This is a genomic window from Bradyrhizobium sp. LB11.1, from assembly GCF_040549385.1.
In the GTDB taxonomy this organism is placed as follows: domain Bacteria; phylum Pseudomonadota; class Alphaproteobacteria; order Rhizobiales; family Xanthobacteraceae; genus Bradyrhizobium.
Window position 1 is genome coordinate 186,822 of record NZ_JBEPTH010000013.1, and the last position, 20,498, is coordinate 207,319.

Genomic DNA, 20,498 nt, shown 5'->3' on the forward strand with positions numbered 1-20,498 from the left:
CGCGAACGCCCTGCTAAATCCCCGGCCATGAGCGGACAACACGACAAGACATCGGTCGCGGCAATCTCGATCCTGGCCAGCGGCGGCATGGCGGTGGCCAAATTCGTGGTCGGCATCACGATCGGCTCGCTGGCGCTGATCTCCGAAGCGTTGCACTCCTCGGTCGACCTGATCGCGACCATCATCACCTGGGCGGTGGTGCGGGTCTCGGACAAGCCGGCCGACGACGAGCACCATTACGGCCACGGCAAGCTCGAAAGCATCTCCGCGCTCGGCGTGACCGCCCTGCTTTACGTGCTGGCCGGCGGCATCCTGGTCCAGTCCTATAGCCATCTTCGCGAGGGAACCGCGCCACCTACGATTTCGGCGGTGCCATTCGTCGTGCTGGTGATCGATATCGCCGTCAATCTCTGGCGCGCCCGCGCCCTGCACCGCGCCGCCCGGGAGACCCGGAGCGAGGCGCTCGCTGCGGACGCACTGCATTTCGCCTCCGACGTCATGGGCTCGTGTGCCGTGATCGTGGGCCTGATTCTCGCAGCCTTCGGCTTCTGGTGGGGGGACGCGGCCGCCGCCGCGGCCGTGGCGGTCATGATCGCCCTGCTCGGGCTGCGGATGGCAAGCTCCACAGTGCAGACGCTGGTGGACCGCGCGCCGGCAGGCGCGCTGGAGAAGGCCACAGCTGCGATTCGCAGCGTGCCCGGCGTGATCGACGTCCAGCGCCTGCGCGTACGCATGGTTGGGGCAACCACGTTCATCGACAGCATCGTCAACGTGCCGCGGACCTACCCGATCGACCGCGTCGAGGAAATCAAGCGCAACGCGCAGACCGCGGTCAGCAAGGCCTTCGGCGATGCCGACCTCACCTTCGCCGCGGTGCCAGTCGCGCGCGACAACGAGACCGTGCGCGACCGCATCATGGTGATCGCGCATAATTCGGGCCTCGCCATCCACCACGTCACGGTGCACGATCTCGGCGGCAAGCTGATCGTCAGCATCGATCTCGAGGTCGACGCCGATATGCAGCTCGAGGCTGCCCATGACGTCGCCAACACGCTCGAACGCAACATCCAGGAAGAGTTCGGCGCGGACGTCGAGGTCGACGTCCATATCGAGCCACTGGAACCGGAATTGCCGTTCGGCGTCGATGCCGCACCGGAGCGGGTGCAGGCCATCGCGGCCGCGCTCACCGAATATGCCGCCGGCGGCGAGATCCACGACATCCATAATGTCCGTGTCCGCAACACCGATGCCGGCGAGATCGTCAACTTCCATTGTCGCGCCACGCCGTCGATGAGCGTGATCAAGGTGCACGAGCACGTCGATGCGATCGAGCGCAGACTGCGCCGCGCGTTCCCGAGCGTGAAGCGCGTCATCAGCCACGCCGAACCACCGCGCGCCTGATGCAAAACGTGCGATGAGTCCCGCGTTCTCGTTTCGGACTCCTCACGCACGTGAGTTTGCGGACTCGACGCGCGCAAACTCTTCGTTGGATAAGAATTATTTCTCGTTAACGTTTCGTTGACTCTCGACAGCCTGCGCAAAGTGGATTCAAATCGCTGTGATTCGAAAGCGATGTGGGGCTGCTTTCGAAACTCGTCGTAAGCAGGTTTTCAGGGGGCCGAAGGCATGGCGCGCGCAGACGCAGCGAACGCGTGCGTCCAATCCGATTCGATCAAAGGATTGGCGCAATCGATCGCGAAACCTGCCTATCATCGGCTCCTGATTGCGGAGCCGGCGCTGCGCCGCGCCGTGCCGACGCTTATCATTGCCTTCCTCATCACGATCTGCCTCGGCGCATTCGTCCAGGTCGTCGACCAGACGCGCCAGAAGCGCCTGGTGATCCAGAACGACATCTCCGGGCTCGCTGAGCTGCTCGCCGAGCGCATCGACCGCGTCACCTCCGTGCGCGCGGAGCGGCTGAAGACCATCGAGAACCTGCCGGCGCTGCTGCCCGACATGATCCCGTCCCGGGCGAGGGTCTCGGGCCGCCACGTCGTCGTCACCTCGGCGGGAATCGACCGTCGCATCCTCGCCCGCATTCCGATCGACAGCGATCCCTCAGGCAACGACCGCCTGCTCGACGCGATCACCACCGCGCAGCTGCTCGCCGCGCCGCCGCGCGACAATGACGTCTCCAACATGACGCTGCCGAGCGGCAACGCCGCGATGGCGACCTCGCGGCCGATCAAGTCGCTGCCGGGCCTCGTCACCGTGATCCAGGAGCGCAACGAACCGATCTGGGGTTCGGATGCCGCGCTCTCGGTCACGCTGTCGGCCACCACCGGCTTCGTCGTCCTGATCCTCGGCTTCGCCTTCCACTGGCAGTCGAGCCGCGCTCGCGAGGGCGACCTCATCAACGACGCCGTGCGTGGCCGGATCGACACCGCGCTCAACCGCGGCCGCTGTGGCCTGTGGGACTGGGATCTGTCGCGCGGCCGGATCTTCTGGTCGCAATCGATGTTCTCGATCCTCGGCCTGGACGGCCGCAACGAGCTCCTCACTTTCGGCGAGGTCAACGCGCTGGTGAAGTCGGACGACATCGACCTGTTCGCGATCGCCGACCAGCTCATCTCCGGGAAGATCGACCACATCGACCAGACTTTCCGCATGCAGCATGTCGACGGCCACTGGATCTGGCTGCGCGTACGCTGCGAGCGGACCCGAGCTGCCGGCGATTCCGGCGTGCATCTGATCGGGATCGCGGTGGACATCACTGAGCAGAAGAGCCTCGCCGAGCGCACCGTGGAAGCCGACCTTCGCCTGCGCGACGCGATCGAGACCATTCCGGAAGCCTTCGTGCTGTGGGACGCCAGCGACCGGCTGGTGCTCTGCAATTCGCACTTCCAGCGCCTGCACAAGCTGCCCGATACGGCCGTGATCCCCGGCACCTCCTACGAGACCGTGCTGGAAGTCGGCCGCATGCCGGAGGTCCGCACCCGCCACAACGAGACTGCCAGCCAGGGCCCGGGCGCCCGCACCTTCGAGGCTCAGCTCGACGACGGCAACTGGCTGCATATCAGCGAGCGCCGCACCAAGGACGGCGGCTATGTCTCGGTCGGCACCGACATCACTCGCATCAAGGAGCACGAGCAGAAGCTCGTCGACAACGATCTGCGCCTGCGCGCGACCGTCATCGACCTCAAGCGCTCGCAAGCGGCGCTGGAACGCCAGACCATCGAGCTCGCCGATCTCGCCGAGAAATATCAACGCGAGAAGACCCGCGCCGAGGAAGCCAACCAGACCAAGTCGAAATTCCTCGCCAATATGAGCCACGAGCTGCGCACGCCGCTCAACGCGATCATCGGCTTCTCCGAGATCATGGGCTCGGGCATGTTCGGCGAGTTGGGCTCGGAGAAGTACCAGGAATACTGCCACGACATCCTGACCAGCGGCCATTATCTGCTCGAGGTCATCAACGACATCCTCGACATGTCCAAGATCGAGGCCGGCCGGATGAAGCTCGACATGGAAGAGCTCGACCTCGGACAGACGCTCGCGGAGTCCCTGCGCGTGGTGTCCGGCCGCGCCCAGGACAAGCACCTGACGCTCGATGCCGAGATCGAGAAATCCATCTCCGTCGTCGCCGACCGCCGCGCCGCCAAGCAGATCATCGTCAACCTGCTGTCCAACGCCGTGAAGTTCACCCCCGACGGCGGACGCATCGTGGTGCGCACCCGGCAGCTCGAGGACAGGATCGTACTGATGATCGCCGATACCGGCATCGGCATCGCGCCGCACTCGCTGGCGCGGCTGGGACGTCCATTCGAGCAGGTCGAGAGCCAGCTCACCAAGACCTATCACGGCTCCGGCCTTGGGCTTGCGATCGCCCGCTCGCTGGCGCAGCTCCATGGCGGCTCGATGAAGCTGCGCTCGAGGCTCGAAGTCGGCACCGTCGTCCGCGTGACGCTGCCTCGCGACGCCATCAAGGCGGCATCCGGAATTTCCGCCGCGGCTTAGGGCATGGCGGGAAGCTCGCCCGCGGCCATCCTTCGAGACGCCCGCCTCCGGCGGGCCCTCAGGATGAGGGCGGAGTACGCGGCAGCAGTTTCAGCGAACTCCGATACAACGGAGCCTCATCCTGAGGAGACCGCCACCGGGTCCGCGCTAAGCGCGGCCCGATGACAGGCTCCGCGGTCGTCTCGAAGGACGAGGCGCTTGCTCAGGACCTCCCGCTCTGCCCCTACGATTGCAGCGTCGGCGCCACTTCGCGCGCGACATTGACCAGCGCCGCGATCAGCGGCGTCATCGGATCGCGCTGCGGGATCACCAAGCCGATGCTGTAATTGACCTCGGGATCGGTGATCGGGATCGAGCGGACCTTGTCGGAGAGGCCGAGCGTCTCGGCGAGCTTGGCCGGCATCACGCTCGCCCAACGCCCCGTCTTCACATGCGTGTACAGCGCCAGCAGCGAGTTCGAGGTCAGCGTCGGCGTGGCCTCTCCGCCGACCGAGCGCAGCGCGCGGTCGATGATGCGGCGGTTCTGCATGTCGGGCGTCAGCAGGCACAGCGGCACCTGGCCGACCTCCGTCCAGGTCACGGACTTGCGGTCGCCGAACATCGCATCCGGCGCGGTCAGGAGGCGATAGCTCTCGTTGTAGAGTGGAATCGTGCGCACCTTCCCGATCGGCTCGTTCTCGATATAGGTCAGCCCGGCATCGACTTCGAGATTTTCGAGCAGCCCCAGCACCTCCGACGAGGTCGTGGACCGGATGCTGAAACGCACCTCGGGATGCCGCGCGCGGAACGGCGTCGTCAGTGAAGCGACCATGCCGAGCACGGTCGGGATCGCCGCGATACGGATTTCGCCCGAAAGCTTCTCCTTCAGCGAGTTGATCTCCTGGCGCATCGCGCGGGCATCGCCCACGATCCGGCGCGCCCAGTCCAGCGCCCGCTCGCCTTCGGGCGTAAATCCCTGAAACCGCGACCCGCGCTGGACCAGCATCACGCCCAGTATCTCTTCGAGCTGCTTGAGCCCGGTCGACATCGTCGGCTGGGTGACGCCGCAGGCCTCTGCCGCCCGTCCAAAATGCCGCTCCTTGGCCAGCGCCAGCAGCAGTTCAAGCTTGTCGATCAACCGGTCGTCCCCTCGAATTCTGTCGTGGCATACAAGCTATCACGCCGAGCCTGCACCAACACGCAAAAACCGGCAACCGATACAAGTTTCATCAACGCTCCGTATCGGCCGATTTGGTTTTCAAATCGATCTGAATTCGCAATCGCAGCATGGGACAGCTTTATTGATCTTCGAACGATTCCAAATAGTTTGCGCGGAAGGGACGCTCAGATTGAGAACCAATAATGACAGCGGATTACGAGTCTTCATACGAGCCTTGGGACGAGACGCGCGGCGCCGAGATCATCGCCGAACATGCCAGGCAGGAAGGCGCCACACTCGTCATTCTGCACGCGCTCCAGGAGGCCTTCGGCTACGTGCCGGAGGCGGCGATTCCCGTGGTGGCGCAGGCGCTGAATCTGTCGCGCGCCGAGGTCCACGGCGTCTTCACCTTCTACCATGATTTCCGCCACAAGCCGGCCGGCCGCCATGTGCTGAAGCTGTGCCGTGCGGAAGCATGCCAGGCCGCCGGGGGCGATGCGCTGGCTGCACGCGCCGAAGCGAAGCTTGGCGTCTCACTCGGCAACACGACTGCGGATGATCGTGTCACGCTGGAGCCGATTTATTGCCTCGGGCTGTGCGCGACCGCGCCGTCCGCGATGCTCGATGGCCGCCTCGTCGGCCGGCTCGACGAGAAGCGCATCGATGCGCTGGTCGCGGAGGCGCAGCGATGAACATGCGGATCTTCATTCCCCGTGATGCCGCCGCGGTCGCCGTGGGTGCCGATGAAATTGCGGTCGCCTTCGAGCAGGTCGCCGCGACGCGCGGCCTGCCGATCGAGATCGTCAGGACCGGCTCGCGCGGGCTCTGCTGGCTGGAGCCGATGGTCGAGGTGGCAACCCTCAAAGGCAGGGTCGCGTACGGCCCGGTCGGCGCGGAGGACGTCGCCTCCGTGTTCGAGTCCATGGCGAGCAATGGACCACACGCGCTGCGGCTCGGCGCCGCAGACGAAATTCCCTGGCTCAAGCGCCAGACCCGCCTCACCTTTGCCCGCTGCGGCGTGATCGATCCACGCTCGCTCGAGGACTACCGCGCCCATGGCGGCTACAAGGGCCTGGAGCGCGCGCTGTCGCTCGGCTCGGATGCGATCCTCACGGAGGTCACCGCGTCCGGCCTGCGCGGCCGCGGCGGCGCTGGCTTTCCGACCGGCATCAAGTGGAAAACGGTCGCGCAAGCCAAGGCCGACCGCAAATTCATCGTCTGCAACGCGGATGAAGGCGATAGCGGCACCTTCGCCGACCGCATGATCATGGAAGGCGATCCCTTCCTGGTCATCGAGGGCATGACGACATCAGGCATCACCGTCGGCGCCACCAAGGGCTACGTCTACATCCGCAGTGAATATCCGCACGCCGTCGAGGCGATGAACGCCGCGATCGTTGCGGCGAGGCGCGGCGGCTATCTCGGCGACAAGATCGGCGGCTCGACCTATAGCTTCGATATGGAAGTGCGCGTCGGCGCCGGCGCTTACGTCTGCGGCGAGGAGACCTCGCTGCTCGAGAGCCTCGAAGGCCGCCGTGGCCTCGTTCGCGCCAAGCCACCGCTGCCGGCGCATCACGGACTGTTCGGCAAGCCCACCGTCATCAACAACGTGCTGTCGTTCGCCGCCATCCCCTTCATCCTCGCCGAAGGCGCCAAGGCCTATGCCGATTTCGGCATGGGCCGTTCACGCGGCACGATGCCGATCCAGCTCGCCGGCAACATCCGCAATGGCGGCTTGTTCGAAACGGCGTTTGGCGTGACGCTCGGCGAGCTCGTCGACGACATCGGCGGCGGCACCTTCACCGGCCGGCCGGTTCGCGCCGTGCAGGTCGGCGGTCCGCTCGGCGCCTACTTCCCGCGCGCCCTGTTCGACACGCCGTTCGACTACGAAGCCTTCGCCGCACGCGACGGTCTGATCGGCCATGGCGGCATTGTCGTGTTCGACGACAGCGTCGACATGCGCAAGCAGGCGCGTTTCGCCATGGAGTTCTGCGCCGTCGAATCGTGCGGCAAATGCACGCCCTGCCGCATCGGCTCGACCCGCGGCGTCGAGACCATCGAGAAGATCATCCGCGGCGAGCGGGTCGCCGAAAACCTCGCGCTCGTCGAAGACCTCTGCAACACCATGAAATTCGGTTCGCTCTGCGCACTCGGCGGCTTCACGCCCTACCCCGTGCTCAGCGCATTGAAGCACTTCCGGGAGGATTTTGCTCCCGCACCGACCACGCTTCAGGCCGCGGAATAGGAGAACGACCATGTCTCTGATCGAAGAAATCGACTTCGGCACACCGCGCTCCAAATCGACCACGATGGTCACGCTGACCATCGATGACAAGCAGATCACGGTGCCCGAGGGCACCTCGATCATGCGCGCAGCGATGGAAGCCGGGCACCAGATCCCAAAACTGTGCGCGACCGACATGGTCGATGCCTTCGGCTCCTGCCGCCTCTGCGTCGTCGAGATCGAGGGCCGCGCCGGCACGCCGGCCTCCTGCACCACGCCCGTGATGAACGGCCTCGTCGTTCACACCCAGAGCGAAAAGCTGAAAAAGCTCCGCAAGGGCGTGATGGAGCTCTACATCTCCGACCATCCGCTCGACTGCCTCACCTGCGGCGCCAACGGCGATTGCGAATTGCAGGACATGGCCGGCGCCGTCGGCTTGCGCGACGTGCGCTACGGCTATGAGGGCGAGAACCACGTCTTCGCGAAATCCCACGGCGAGATCAATGCCGCCTGGATGCCGAAAGACGAGTCCAATCCGTATTTCACCTATGACCCCTCCAAGTGCATCGTCTGCTCGCGCTGCGTCCGCGCCTGCGAGGAAGTCCAAGGTACCTTCGCGCTGACGATTTCCGGACGCGGCTTCGACAGCCGCGTCTCGCCCGGCATGAACGAGAGCTTCCTGGGCTCCGAATGCGTCTCCTGCGGCGCCTGCGTGCAGGCCTGCCCGACCGCCACGCTGACGGAAAAGTCCGTGATCGAGATTGGCCAGCCCGAGCACTCCGTCGTCACCACCTGCGCCTATTGCGGCGTCGGATGCGCCTTCAAGGCAGAAATGCGCGGCGAGGAAGTCGTGCGCATGGTGCCGTGGAAGGATGGCAAGGCCAATCGCGGCCATTCCTGCGTCAAGGGGCGCTTTGCCTGGGGCTACACTACCCATAAGGAACGCATTCTCAATCCGATGATCCGCGAGCGGATCGAGGATCCCTGGAAGGAAGTGTCCTGGGACGAAGCGCTCTCGTTCGCCGCCGCCAAGATGCACGGCATCCAGAAGAAGTACGGCCGCGACTCCATCGGCGGTATCACCTCGTCGCGCTGCACCAATGAAGAAACTTATCTGGTGCAGAAACTGATCCGTGCCGGCTTCGGCAACAACAATGTCGATACCTGCGCCCGCGTCTGCCATTCGCCGACCGGCTACGGCCTTTCGGTCACCTTCGGCACCTCCGCCGGCACTCAGGATTTCGACTCGGTCGAGGATACCGATGTCGTCATGATCATCGGCGCCAATCCGGCCTCGGCTCACCCCGTCTTCGCCTCTCGCCTGAAGAAGCGGCTGCGTCAGGGCGCCAAGCTGATCGTGGTCGATCCACGCCGCACCGAGATGGTGGAATCGCCGCACGTCAAGGCACTGCACCTGCCCCTGATGCCCGGCACCAACGTCGCCGTCGTGACGGCGCTCGCGCATGTCATCGTCACCGAAGGTCTCGTCAATGAGACCTTCGTCCGCGAACGTTGCGAGTGGAATGAATTCGAGGACTGGGCGGCCTTCGTCGCTCAGCCGAAGCACAGCCCGGAAGCGACCGCCATCCTGACCGGCGTCGACCCGAAGGTGCTGCGCGAAGCGGCTCGCGTCTATGCTACCGGCGGCAACGGCGCGATCTATTACGGCCTCGGTGTCACCGAGCACAGCCAGGGCTCGACCACGGTGATCGCGATCGCCAACCTGGCGATGGTGACGGGCAATATCGGCCGTTCCGGCGTCGGTGTGAACCCACTGCGCGGCCAGAACAATGTCCAGGGGTCGTGCGACATGGGCTCGTTCCCGCACGAGCTCCCGGGCTATCGGCACATCGCGATCGACTCTGTCCGCCAACAGTTCGAGACCGCCTGGAACGTCAAACTGAATCCCGAGCCGGGATTGCGCATTCCGAACATGTTCGACTCAGCCATCGAAGGCACCTTCATGGGCCTCTATGTGCAGGGCGAAGACATCCTGCAGTCGGACCCCAACACCAAGCACGTGGTGTCGGCCTTGTCGGCAATGGAATGCGTCATCGTACACGATCTCTTCCTGAACGAGACGGCCAACTACGCCCACGTCTTCCTGCCCGGTTCGACCTTCCTCGAAAAGGACGGAACGTTCATCAACGCCGAGCGTCGCATCCAGCGTGTGCGCAAGGTGATGACGCCGCGCAACGGCTATGCGGACTGGGAAGTCACTCTCCTCCTCGCCAAGGCGATGGGCTTCGAGATGAAGTACAATCATCCGTCCGAGATCATGGACGAGATCGCGGCGCTGACGCCGACCTTCGCTGGCGTCTCCTACGAGAAGCTCGAAGAGCTCGGCTCGGTGCAGTGGCCATGCAACGAGAAGGCACCTGAAGGCACGCCGGTGATGCACATCGACAACTTTGTGCGCGGCAAGGGCAAGTTCATCATCACCGAATATGTCGCGACCGACGAGCGCACCGGTCCCCGCTTCCCGCTGCTGCTCACCACGGGCCGCATCCTCAGCCAGTACAATGTCGGCGCGCAGACAAGGCGCACCGAGAACGTGGTCTGGCACGCTGAGGACCGGCTGGAGATCCATCCGCACGACGCCGAGCTGCGCGGCGTACGCGATGGCGATTGGGTACGGCTGCAGAGCCGCGCGGGTGAAACCACACTGCGCGCGGAGATCACCGACCGTGTGTCGCCGGGTGTCGTCTACACCACCTTCCATCATCCGGACACGCAGGCCAACGTGATCACGACGGACTTTTCGGATTGGGCGACCAACTGTCCCGAATACAAGGTCACGGCAGTGCAGATCTCGCCCTCGAACGGCCCGTCCGATTGGCAGAAGAGCTACGACGAGCAGGCGCGGCACTCCCGCCGCATCGCACCGGCCGAGGCCGCGGAGTAACGACATGCACGTGCCGGTCCAGGCGATCGACCGCGAGATCTGGCGCGACGGTATCGCGTCCGAAGGGGCGCGGCTGATCCCCGAGGAGACGCCGCTGGCGTTGACCTATAATGGCGGCACCTACGCCGTCATGATGGGGACGCCGCAGAACCTCGAGGATTTCGCCGTCGGATTCAGCCTGGACGAAGGCATCATCACATCGGTCGACGACATCAAGTCGCTCGAAATCGTCCGCCTCGATGACGGCATCGAGCTGCGCATGTGGCTCGAGCAGGACAATGCCGCGCACATCAGCGAGCGCCGCCGCCACATTGCAGGTCCGACCGGGTGCGGCATCTGCGGCATCGATTCGATCGCCGAAGCCGTGCGACCGGCCGCTGTCGTGCCGCAAGGGCAGACCTTCACGCCGCAGCAAATCATGACCGCGATGCAGACGATCGCGCCCCTGCAATCGATCAACATGCAGACCCGCGCAGTTCATGCCGCGGCCTTCTGGTCACCCACGAACGGCATCATGGCTTTGCGCGAGGATGTTGGCCGCCACAATGCGCTCGACAAGCTCGCCGGTTCGCTCGCACGCAGCCGGACGGACGCGAGCGCCGGCATGGTGCTGCTGACGAGCCGGGTCTCGGTGGAGATGGTGCAGAAGACGGCCGCCATCGGCGCGACGGTGATGGTCGCGGTCTCCGCGCCCACCGCGCTTGCAGTGCGCACCGCCGCCGCAGCCGGCATCACGCTGATTGCAATTGCCCGCAACGACGGGTTTGAAGTGTTCACGCACCAGGGCCGCGTTACGGCTCATCGTGCTCAGGAGATTGTCGATGTCGTCGCCTGCTGACCGCCTCGTTTACATGGCCAACCAGATCGGCACGTTCTTCAAGAGCCAGGGCCACGACAAGGCCGTGCCGGGGATCGCCGACCACATCAAGAAATTCTGGGATCCCCGAATGAAGCGCGCGATCTTCGCGCATCTCGATGCCGGCGGCGCAGGCCTCGAGCCGAACGTGCTCGAAGCCCTCAATTCGCTCAAGCAGACGGCTTCCCTTCCAGAAGCGCACTGAACACACGCCGCACCTCGCCCTGCGTCTCCTTCACCCGCGCCTCCAGCGACGAGAAATCCGGCGCATCGCCGGCGCGCGCCATCACGCGCTGGAGGTCGGTGCCCGCCGTTTCCGGCTTGAAGCGGTCGCTGACGCAGAGCCGCAGGATCTGCGTCAGATCGTGATAGAGCCGCGCCGCGGCGCGCAGGATCTCCACCTCTGAATGCGGCAGCACACCGAGTCTCGCGGCATTTTCCAGCACTTGCACCGTGCTGACATCGAGAATGTCCGGCTTGTCATGGGCGTGAACGAGCTGGAGGTATTGCGCGATGAAGTCGATGTCGACCATGCCGCCGGAGGCATATTTCAGATCCCAATGGTCGGTCTCGCCCTTCTCCTGCGCGATCGCACGGCGCATGTCGGCGACGTCGTTGGCGGTGATCGCGGGGTCGCGGCGGCGGGTCAGGACCTCGCGGATGATCTGTTCGATCCGCGCGGCGAATTCAGCCGATGCCGACACCACGCGCGCGCGCGTCAACGCCATGTGCTCCCAGGTCCAGGCCTCGTTGGCCTGGTAGTCCGCGAAGGAGACGAGGCTCGATGCCACCGGGCCGGCGCGTCCCGAGGGCCGCAGCCGCATGTCGATCTCGTAGAGCACGCCGTAATTGGTTCGGGTCGTGAAAGCGCTGATCAGGCGCTGGGTGAAGCGGGCAAAGTAATGTGCGCCCTGGAGTGACCTCTCGCCGTCGGAATCCGGATTGTCGCTGTCGAAATCGTAGAGCAGGATCAAATCGAGATCCGAGGACGCCGTCATCTCGCGGCTGCCGAGCCGGCCCATGGCGATGATGGCGGTCTCCTGCCCCTTGACGCGCCCATGCTGGTCAGCGAAGCGCTCGGCGACAAGGCTGTGCACGGTGTCGACGATGCCCTCGGCCACGTCGGCAAAGGCCGTACTCGCCTGCTGCGCCGACACGGTGCCGGAGAGAATGCGCGTGCCGATCAGGAACAGGCTCTCCTGCCCGAACAGGCGCAGGCGGTCCAGAAACTCCTCGTAGGAACCCGCATCTTGCACCGTTGTCGCAAGCCGCGCCGACAATTCCTGCTTGTGCGGCATCGCGCCGAAGAAGCGCGGATCGATCAGACCGTCCATCAGCTGCGGCTGCCTTGCCAGCATCTCGCCGAGCCGGGGCGCAGCGCCAAGCACGAGCGCCACGAGCGCGACGAGATCGCGGTTTTGGCCAAGCAGCGTGATCAGCCGGCCGCCGCGCTGGAGCGCTCCGAGGAAATCATCGAACGCCACCACGGCGCGGTCCGGCTCCTCGGCGCGTGCGAGGCCGTCGATCAGAGCCGGCACGAACTCGACGAAGGCGGTTCGCGTCTGTTCGTGGCGGAAGACGCGGTAGTCGCCGGTGAGCCAGTCGCGGACGGTCTGCGCAAGGGCGGCCGGCTTCTTGAAGCCGAGCGTGGTCAGATATTGCAACAGGCGCGGATCATCAGGACCCGCACTGTAGTCGAGCGCCGGCAGGCCTGCCGTGCCGGTCGGATCATCGCCCTCGAATAGCTTTTCGTAATGCCCCTGGACGATCTCGAGCTGACGCAACAGGTCGCGCGCGAAGGTTTCGCGGCTGTCATAGCCGAAGAACCAGGCGAAGCGTTCGACCGTCTCCTTGTCTTCAGGCAGCGCATGGGTCTGCTCGTCGGCGATCATCTGGAGACGATGCTCGACCCGGCGCAGGAATTCATACGCCTTGGTCAGTTCGTCGCGCGCCGCAGGGGTGATCCAGTTGCTGGACGCAAGGATGTTCAGCGCGGTGAGCGTCGGCCGCACCCGCAATTCCGGATGCCGGCCGCCGGCGATCAGCTGCTGGGTCTGGGCAAAGAATTCGATCTCGCGGATGCCGCCGCGGCCAACCTTGACGTTGTGGCCCTCGACCGCGATCTCGCTCTGGCCGCGATAAGTCTGCATCTGCCGCTTCATGTCGTGCACGTCGGCAAGGGCTGAAAAATCAAGATGCTTGCGCCAGACGAAGGGCGCGATTTCAGCCAGCAGCGCCTCGCCTGCCTTGGCGTCCCCGGCGCAGGCGCGCGCCTTGATCATCGCGGCGCGCTCCCATGTGCGCCCTTCCCGCTCGTAATAGTTCAGTGCGGCGTCCCGCGAAATCGCCACTTGAGTAGACGACGGATCGGGTCGCAGACGCAGATCGACGCGGAAGACGTAACCGTCATAGGTGCGCTGCTGGAGAATGCGGGCCATGCCCTGCGTGACGCGAACGAAGAACGGCTGCGGCTCGATGTCGGGCGCCAGCGTCGTCGCGTCGGGATCGAAGAACACGATGAGATCGATGTCGCTGGAATAGTTCAGTTCGCCTGCGCCCATCTTGCCCATGGCGAGCACGATCAGGCCGCAGCCAACTTCCGGCGCATCGGGATCTGGCGGCACGAGCTTGCCACGTGCGGCTTCGTGCCGCAGCAGGTACTGCAGCGCCGTCTGCACCGAGGACACCGCGAGGTCGGTCAGCGCCGCCGTCACCCGCATCACCGGCCAGACTCCGCCGATGTCGCACAGCGCGATCAGGAGCGCCGCCTCCGCCTTCATGCGGCGGAGCAGCCGCATCACCTCCGCCTCGTCGGGAGCGGCGAGCACTGCGCCCCTCGCCTCCGCGATCAGCGCAGCGAGATGCGCCCCCGGCTCACATTCGAGCAGCCGGATCAGGCGCAGCGGATCGGCGCGCGCCAGATCGAACAAATAAGGCGAGAATTCCGCGATTCCGGCGAGAATAGTCCGGGCGAAAGGATGGACCAGCAAGGCTTCCAGACGAGCCGACTGTGCCGGCTCGAGCTCGGCCAGCCAGTTTTCAAAGCGTCGTTCGTCAGTTGTGGAAGCGACAACATAGGGAGCCTCCGCGAAGCGCGCGGCCAGACTCTCACCATGCTTGTCCGCGTTTCCCGGCGCGGAGTGGTTCATGCCACCTTCTGTGGCACATCCGGTATTGGAGGAGCAACCCTGTCGCCGGCCCCCGCGCGCGCCGGCAGCAGGAGCGTGGCGACAAGGCCGGGCTGGGCATCGCCCAGCCGCAATTCGCCACCGTGCAAGGTGGCAACGGCGGATGCGAGGCTGAGGCCGAGGCCGGAGCCCGGCATGGTGCGGCTCGCCTCCAGCCGGACGAATCGCTCGACGACATGCTTGCGATCGGCCTCGGGGATTCCGGGGCCGCGGTCGGTGACGCTGAGCAGCACCTGATCACCCTCGCGCTTCGCCTCGATCGTGATTTGGCGTGCGTCCATGCTGACCACGGTTCCCGCCGGCTGCGTATCCGGCTTGCCGTATTTGATCGCGTTCTCGACGAGATTGGCGAGCGCCTGGCTGATCAATTCGCGATTGCCGTGAACGGGCGCCGCCTGGGTCTTGACCTTCAAGGTCATGCCGTCGTCCTCGGCCAGCGGCTCGTAGAGCTCGTGAATGCCGTTGGCGACATCGGCCGCGTCGAAATCATCCATGTTGCCGCGCGCCTGGCCTGACTCCGCGCGCGCGATCATCAGCAGTGCGTTGAAGGTGCGGATCAGCCCGTCGGATTCCTCGATGGTCCGTTCCAGCGCCGCGCGGTAGTCGGCCTCGCAGCCCGACTTCGCCAGCGCCTCCTCGGCGCGGTTGCGCAAACGCGTCAGCGGCGTCTTGAGATCGTGGGCGATGTTGTCGGAGACTTCCTTGAGCCCCACCATCAGCGCCTCGATCCGCTCCAACATGGCGTTGAGGTTTTCGGCGAGGCGGTCGAGCTCGTCGCCGCTGCGTCCCACCGGCAGGCGCCCGCTGAGATCGCCGGTCATGATGCGCTGGGCCGTACCGGTCATGGCATCGATGCGCGTCAGCACCCTGCGCGCGACGAAGACGCCACCACCAAGGCCGAGCACCACCACGATCAGGATCGACCATTGCGCGGCCTTGGCGACAATGCTGAACAAGCGCCGCCGCTCGGCGAGGTCGCGGCCGATCAGGAGGCGGAAACCGTTCTCGAGTTCGGTGACGCGCACCAGCGCGCGATGGTCGCGGTCATCCGTGTCCTCGATGCGCCGGTAGGCGGTCTCCGACCAGCCGCGTGTCGCCATCACGCCCGGTGCCAGCGAGCCGACATTGCCGGCGACCGCCTGCCCGGTCGGCGTGGTCACGAGGTAGAGATTGGCGCCCGGCCGCAGCGCCCGATACTCGATCGCGCGCACGAGGCCGAACAGGCCGCGGCGGCCGTAGATCTCGTTGATCTCCGAAGTCTCGGCATTCACCGTCTGCGTGATCTCTTCGGTGATCAAACGCCGCGTGTTCCAGGCGAAATAGCCGAGCAGCGAGGCCGCGAAAATCGCAAACAGGAACAGGTAGACCAGCGTTAGCCGGAATGCCGTGGTGCGGACGAGTTTACCGAATGCCGTCACGGATCATGTACCCAATCTGAGCGCCTCGTCTTCCATCACCGGCCATCGTCACAGTCCTATTTCCTTTTACTAATCAATGCGTTGCTTTCGTCCACCGCCGTCTGACTTCATTGCAGATCGCCCAACGCCGCCCGATTTTGGCGAAAAATTGGCAAACTGACGCGACACTCCCTTCTAAAGTATCCGTGACGTCCAAAAATTCAAAACAGGCCGGTTTCGGAGCGACTGACCATCACGCCCGAGCATCCGTGACGGTAAGCGGAAGGGGAACGTTAAAGTGGCACTCAATTCGAACCAAGTTAAATCCCTGCAAGCTGGCGTTCATGCGGACCGGCGGGGGGACTTTATCCGGTAGTGCGCGAAAGCGGTGATCGGGTGTGGGCCTTCCGCTTCACCGACCTCCAGGCAAAGCGGGCGCAGATGGAGTTCGCCAGGGGCTGGCGATCGCGACGGCCCAACTGGTGACGTTCTGACCTTGAGCAGCGCGCGCGAAAATGCGCGCGACTACAAGGTCTCGTTGAAGCGCGCACGGCGCTCGCGATGACGTCGCCCCCTCTCGGCGGGCGGTTGAAAAGGCACAGCCGATGAAGGGCGCTGGTCGAGTGTGTTCTTTGCGATCACCTCGTTCGCAGCGGATGGGCGTGCTTCCATAAATGCCAACACAGCGCGCCCCTTATCGGTGATCCGCCACCCACCGTTCAGACGCTCGATCAGACTTTGGGAAAAAATATCCAGATCCGGCGCGCGCGAAGCCAGGCGTTTTGTATGCTCGGTCCAGTCGCGGCCGCTGGTGGCCAGAATGGCCATGTCGTGCTTGAGGTCGGCCATCACGGCAAATCCGCCAGGATAGCTCGCCAAGATCTTCAGAACGGTGACCTGAAAATTCAACCCCGCCCCTCATTCCCACGCATGAGCCGAGACGACCACGGACAGCGAGCGAGACCCGCTTCATGCCTCACGGTTCTCCCTTCGGTGTTTTTGGCTCATTGAGATCTTGCAGAATTGCTCGTTGTCAAAATGGCGATTGCGAATCCCATGGTCGCTGTCAGAACCCGTCTCGCGCCTCTACAGAATCCGCAAGGCGGGATCGCGCGCTCTGACCGAGTCGCTGATTAAGAGTCAGCCACGGGGTAAGCAGCATCGATGACTTGCCGGGCCGCCCCCTTATGTTTGGCTGGGCGCGAGGGCGCGCATAATTCTCATCGGGACCGCCCGCCCGGCGTTGTCACCAAATCCTGTCCGCTCAGAAGGCGGCTTCGAGTGAAACCGGCTCTTGAGGTTGCGAGTTCTCGACCGAGCCACGCCAGTCAACGATAGCGATCCCGGATCCGCCGCTGCTCATCCTGTGTGAAAATGGGAAGCAGCCAGGAAGGCCGGGTTCTCCCCACCAATGTTTGGATAGGGATTCGAGCGGGACGGGCCGGAGCAGCCTCCACGGAAGCCGGCCGCTGCGAATTGATCCATCATCGCTGCAAGGCGGTCGATATGCCCCGAGTCCTGGTTCGACGCGACGTATGCGCCAACAGGCGAAGGCGCGGGCGGATCGATCATTGTCATGGTCTGCGCCGCCGATGTCGCGGCTTCGCCCGGAGTTGTGTTGCTCGCGGTCACCGTGAACGTCGCGACCGGATGGTCGGTGCCCGTATAGCTCGACGACAGCGTCAGCCCGGTGAGCGGTTGGCCTGTCGTGGAGGAGCCCTCGGTAATGGTCCAGGTGTAGGTTCCGTTGGATTGAAGGCTGCTCGAGACGGTGTTTCCGGCCGGAGCCGTGATCGACTCGTAACTGGGCAAGCCGCTGATGCTCAGCGAGAGTTTATCATCGGAGTCGACGGGCGTCGCGGTGATGCCCAACGGCACTGATCCTCCGGCGTTTACCGTCAACGAATTGCTGCTGATGCTCAGCGCCGGACTCTCGGGCGCCCCGTCCTGATCCACCGCCAGCGCAGCCGCTCCCGCAGCGGCCGTCCCAAACACCTGAATAGGCGCCGCCGTCGCGGCGTTGTTGGGAGCGGTCAAGCCCAACGAAGCCGTGATCGTGCTCAGAAGATTGTAGTGATTGTAGGCGGTGCTGTAGTTTCCCGGGACCACGTTGGCGCCGTACAATAGAGTTGGAACCTGGTTGGCAGCGGCCTCGGAGGTCGAATCGTCATTTTCGTCCCAGGTCACGACCAGCAGCGAGTTGTTGTTGACCGCCCATTGAGCATAGGCGCTCAGGTTTTGCTGAAGCCATGTATCACCCTGGGCGATCGTCCCATTGTGCATGTCGTTACTCACGCTGGGAATGACGTAAGAGACGGTCGGCAGGCTCGAATAATTGCCGTTCGCAAAAAGCGCCGGGAAGCTGGTGAAATCCGTTTGAACCGTGCGTCCCTCGGGGAATGAAACCCAGGGGTCATGGTTGAAGTCGCTGCCAATTCCGCCCTCGTCCACATAGCCGGTGAACGAGTAACCCCCGTTTTTCAGCACCGTGTAGAGTGTTGGATCCGGAAGGCTGTACGAGTTGTCGTCGGTTGTACCGAATGTCGAGCCGGCATAGAGGGCGAAATAGTCCGGCTGGCTTGGATGAGCCTCCGCCGTCATGTTGGTGAGCGATGCGCCGCCGGCCATGAGGCTGTTGATGTAAGGTGCTTGGCTACTGCCGGCGATCTCGTCGTAGTTGTGGTTTTCTTCAATGACGACCACGATATGGCTGTACTTCGGTACACCGGTGCTGGTGGTAGTCGGGTTGACTTGCAGGGTGCCCACCGGATTGTAGTTGGTGGCGCCCGACAAATTGGCCGTATTGCCGGCTCCGTCGCTGACGACGGCGCCGTTGAGGTTGAAGGAGGAGATGGCGAGATCGGACGTGGTCTGGCCCGCTGCGACCGTGTAGCTGAAGGCGAGCGCGGTGCTGCCCGAGCCGCCGGTGTAGCTCGCTGTGGCTCCATCGTTGAGGGTGAGTGTCGGCGTGCCGCCGCTGGTGTTGACCGTCACCGCCTCACTGAGATTGACGGTCAAGGTGACGACCTGGCCCGTGCTCACATTGCCGGTGCCGTTGGTAATGCCGGTGCCGGTCGCCACGATCGAGGCAATCGTTGGCGTCGTCGTGTCGATTTGCAGGATGCCGGCCGGATTGAAGTTGGTGGCCCCCGCCAGGTTGGCGGCGTTGCCGTTGCCGTCGATGATGGTTCCGCCGTTGAGGGCGAGCGATGAGACGATGAGATCGGCCGTGTTCTGGCCTGCAGCCGCCGTGTAGCTGAAGGTGAGCGCGGTGCCGCCCGAACCGCCGGTGTAGCTCGCCGTGCCGCCATCGTTGAGGGCGAGCCTCGGGGTGCCTCCCGCGGTATTGACCGTCACGGCCGCACTGAAGTTGACCGTCAGCGTGACCACCTTGCCGGCGTTGAGATCGCCGGCGCCGCTGGTGATGCCGGTGCCGGAGGTCGCGATCGAGGCAATCGTCGTAGCCGGTCTGTTGATCTGCAGGATGCCGGCAGGATTGTAGTTGGTGGCGCCCGCCAAATTGGTGGCGTTGCTGGCGCCATCGTTGACGACCGCGCCGTTGAGGTTGAACGACGCGATGGCAAGATCGGCTGTGGTCTGCCCTGCGGCGACCGTGTAGCTGAAGGTGAGCGCAGTGCTGCCCGAACCGCTGAGGTAGCTCGCGGTGCCGCCATCGTTGAGGACGAGCGTCGGTGTCCCACCGGTGGCGTTGACCGTGACCGCCTCGCTGAGATTGACCGTCAAGGTGACAACCGCCCCCGTGCTCACATTGCCGGTGCCGCTGGTGATGCCAGTACCGGTCGCAACGATCGAGGCAATGGTCGGCGCCGTCGTGTCGATCTTGAGCGTGCCCGCCGGATTGGCGTTGGTGGCACCTGCCAAGTTCGCGGCGTTGCCGCCGCCATCGCTGATGGTCGCGCCGTTGAGGTTGAGCGCGGATACAATGAGATCCGCCGTGTTCTGGCCTGCCGCCACCGTGTAGCTGAAGGTGAGCGCGGTGCCACCCGAGCCGGCAGTGTAGCTTGCCGTGCCGCCATCGTTGAGAGTCAGCGTCGGCGTGCCGCTGGTGGTGTTGACCGTCACCGCCTCGCTGAAATTGACCGTCAGCGTGACCACCTTGCCGGCATTGAGATTACCGCTGCCGCTGGCGATGCCGGTGCCGGAGGCTGCGATCGAGGCGATCGTCGGCGCCGTCGTGTCGATCTGCAGCGTGCCGGCCGGATTGTAGTTGGCGGCCCCCGTCAGGTTGGCGGCAATGCCGTTGCCACCGGTGATGGCCGCGCCGTTGAGGTTGAGCGCGGAGACGACGAGATCGGCGGTGTTCTGCCCTGCCGCCACGGTGTAGCTGAAGGCGAGCGCGGTGCTGCCCGAGCCGCTGGTGTAGCTTGCCGTGCCGCCATCGTTGAGCGTGAGCGACGGCGCGCCGCCGCTGGTATTGACCGTCACGGCCGCGCTGAAGTTCACGGTCAGCGTGACCACCTTGCCCGCGTTGAGATCGCCGGCGCCGCTGGTGATGCCGGTGCCGGAGGTCGCGATCGAGGCAACCGTCGCCGCCGTCGGATTGACTTGCAGGGTGCCGGCGGGATTGTAGTTGGTGGCGCCCGACAAATTGGCCGCATTGCCGGCTCCGTCGCTGACGACGGCGCCGTTGAGGTTGAACGATGAGATGGCGAGATCGGACGTGGTCTGGCCTGCCGCCACCGTGTAGCTAAAGGCGAGCGCGGTGCTGCCCGAGCCTCCGGTGTAGCTCGCTGTGGCTCCATCGTTGAGGGTGAGTGTCGGCGTGCCGCCGCTGGTGTTGACCGTCACTGCCTCGCTGAGATTGACCGTCAG

At 64.6% G+C, this 20,498-nt stretch carries 12 protein-coding genes; 7 read left to right on the forward strand and 5 right to left on the reverse strand.

The features are described 5' to 3' along the window. Nucleotides 1-27: 27 nt before the first annotated feature. Both ABIA96_RS28755 and ABIA96_RS28760 read left to right on the forward strand, forming a co-directional pair. Nucleotides 28-1,401 carry a cation-efflux pump gene (locus tag ABIA96_RS28755; protein WP_354140408.1) on the forward strand — a complete coding sequence of 458 codons (1,374 nt, stop codon included), beginning with the start codon at nucleotides 28-30 and terminating at the stop codon, nucleotides 1,399-1,401. A 225-nt stretch (nucleotides 1,402-1,626) separates the two neighbouring features. Continuing rightward, a complete protein-coding gene (locus tag ABIA96_RS28760; protein ID WP_354140409.1) occupies nucleotides 1,627-3,957 on the forward strand; it encodes a PAS domain-containing sensor histidine kinase in 2,331 nt (776 codons plus the stop codon). Nucleotides 3,958-4,180: 223 nt separating this feature from the next. Here ABIA96_RS28760 and ABIA96_RS28765 read toward each other — a convergent pair whose 3' ends face one another. Continuing rightward, nucleotides 4,181-5,074, reverse strand: coding sequence for a LysR family transcriptional regulator (locus ABIA96_RS28765; RefSeq protein WP_354140410.1), 894 nt, complete (start codon nucleotides 5,072-5,074; stop codon nucleotides 4,181-4,183). A 224-nt stretch (nucleotides 5,075-5,298) separates the two neighbouring features. Between ABIA96_RS28765 and ABIA96_RS28770 the strand changes: the two genes are divergently transcribed. The 5 genes from ABIA96_RS28770 to ABIA96_RS28790 are packed head-to-tail and all read left to right on the forward strand — an operon-like array spanning nucleotide 5,299 to nucleotide 11,285. After that, entirely contained in the window at nucleotides 5,299-5,787 is a 489-nt protein-coding gene (locus tag ABIA96_RS28770; protein WP_354140411.1) for a formate dehydrogenase subunit gamma, read from the forward strand. Beyond that, on the forward strand, nucleotides 5,784-7,340 hold the full coding sequence (locus tag ABIA96_RS28775; RefSeq protein WP_354140412.1) for a formate dehydrogenase beta subunit: 1,557 nt from the start codon (nucleotides 5,784-5,786) through the stop codon (nucleotides 7,338-7,340). Before ABIA96_RS28770 ends, ABIA96_RS28775 begins: the two co-directional genes overlap by 4 nt. Nucleotides 7,341-7,350: 10 nt before the next feature. Beyond that, nucleotides 7,351-10,224, forward strand: a complete 2,874-nt coding sequence (gene fdhF / locus ABIA96_RS28780) for a formate dehydrogenase subunit alpha (RefSeq protein WP_354140413.1) — start codon at nucleotides 7,351-7,353, stop codon at nucleotides 10,222-10,224. Between the two features lie 4 nt (nucleotides 10,225-10,228). Beyond that, nucleotides 10,229-11,062 (forward strand): formate dehydrogenase accessory sulfurtransferase FdhD, encoded by an 834-nt coding sequence (fdhD, locus tag ABIA96_RS28785; RefSeq protein ID WP_354140414.1) that lies wholly within the window; start codon nucleotides 10,229-10,231, stop codon nucleotides 11,060-11,062. Further along, nucleotides 11,046-11,285: a formate dehydrogenase subunit delta gene (locus tag ABIA96_RS28790; protein WP_354140415.1), complete on the forward strand. Its 240-nt coding sequence runs from the start codon at nucleotides 11,046-11,048 to the stop codon at nucleotides 11,283-11,285. The genes fdhD and ABIA96_RS28790 overlap by 17 nt, the downstream gene beginning before the upstream one ends. Here ABIA96_RS28790 and ABIA96_RS28795 read toward each other — a convergent pair. The 4 genes from ABIA96_RS28795 to ABIA96_RS28810 all read right to left on the reverse strand — a co-directional run. Then, nucleotides 11,251-14,229: a bifunctional [glutamine synthetase] adenylyltransferase/[glutamine synthetase]-adenylyl-L-tyrosine phosphorylase gene (locus ABIA96_RS28795; protein ID WP_354140416.1), complete on the reverse strand. Its 2,979-nt coding sequence runs from the start codon at nucleotides 14,227-14,229 to the stop codon at nucleotides 11,251-11,253. The genes ABIA96_RS28790 and ABIA96_RS28795 overlap by 35 nt on opposite strands. Further along, nucleotides 14,226-15,686, reverse strand: coding sequence for a sensor histidine kinase (locus ABIA96_RS28800; RefSeq protein WP_354140417.1), 1,461 nt, complete (start codon nucleotides 15,684-15,686; stop codon nucleotides 14,226-14,228). Before ABIA96_RS28800 ends, ABIA96_RS28795 begins: the two co-directional genes overlap by 4 nt. A 504-nt stretch (nucleotides 15,687-16,190) precedes the next feature. Beyond that, nucleotides 16,191-16,574 (reverse strand): hypothetical protein, encoded by a 384-nt coding sequence (locus tag ABIA96_RS28805; RefSeq protein WP_354140418.1) that lies wholly within the window; start codon nucleotides 16,572-16,574, stop codon nucleotides 16,191-16,193. 450 nt (nucleotides 16,575-17,024) lie between these two features. Continuing rightward, nucleotides 17,025-20,498: beta strand repeat-containing protein (locus tag ABIA96_RS28810; RefSeq protein WP_354140419.1), on the reverse strand; the 3,474-nt coding region annotated here is incomplete at its 5' end.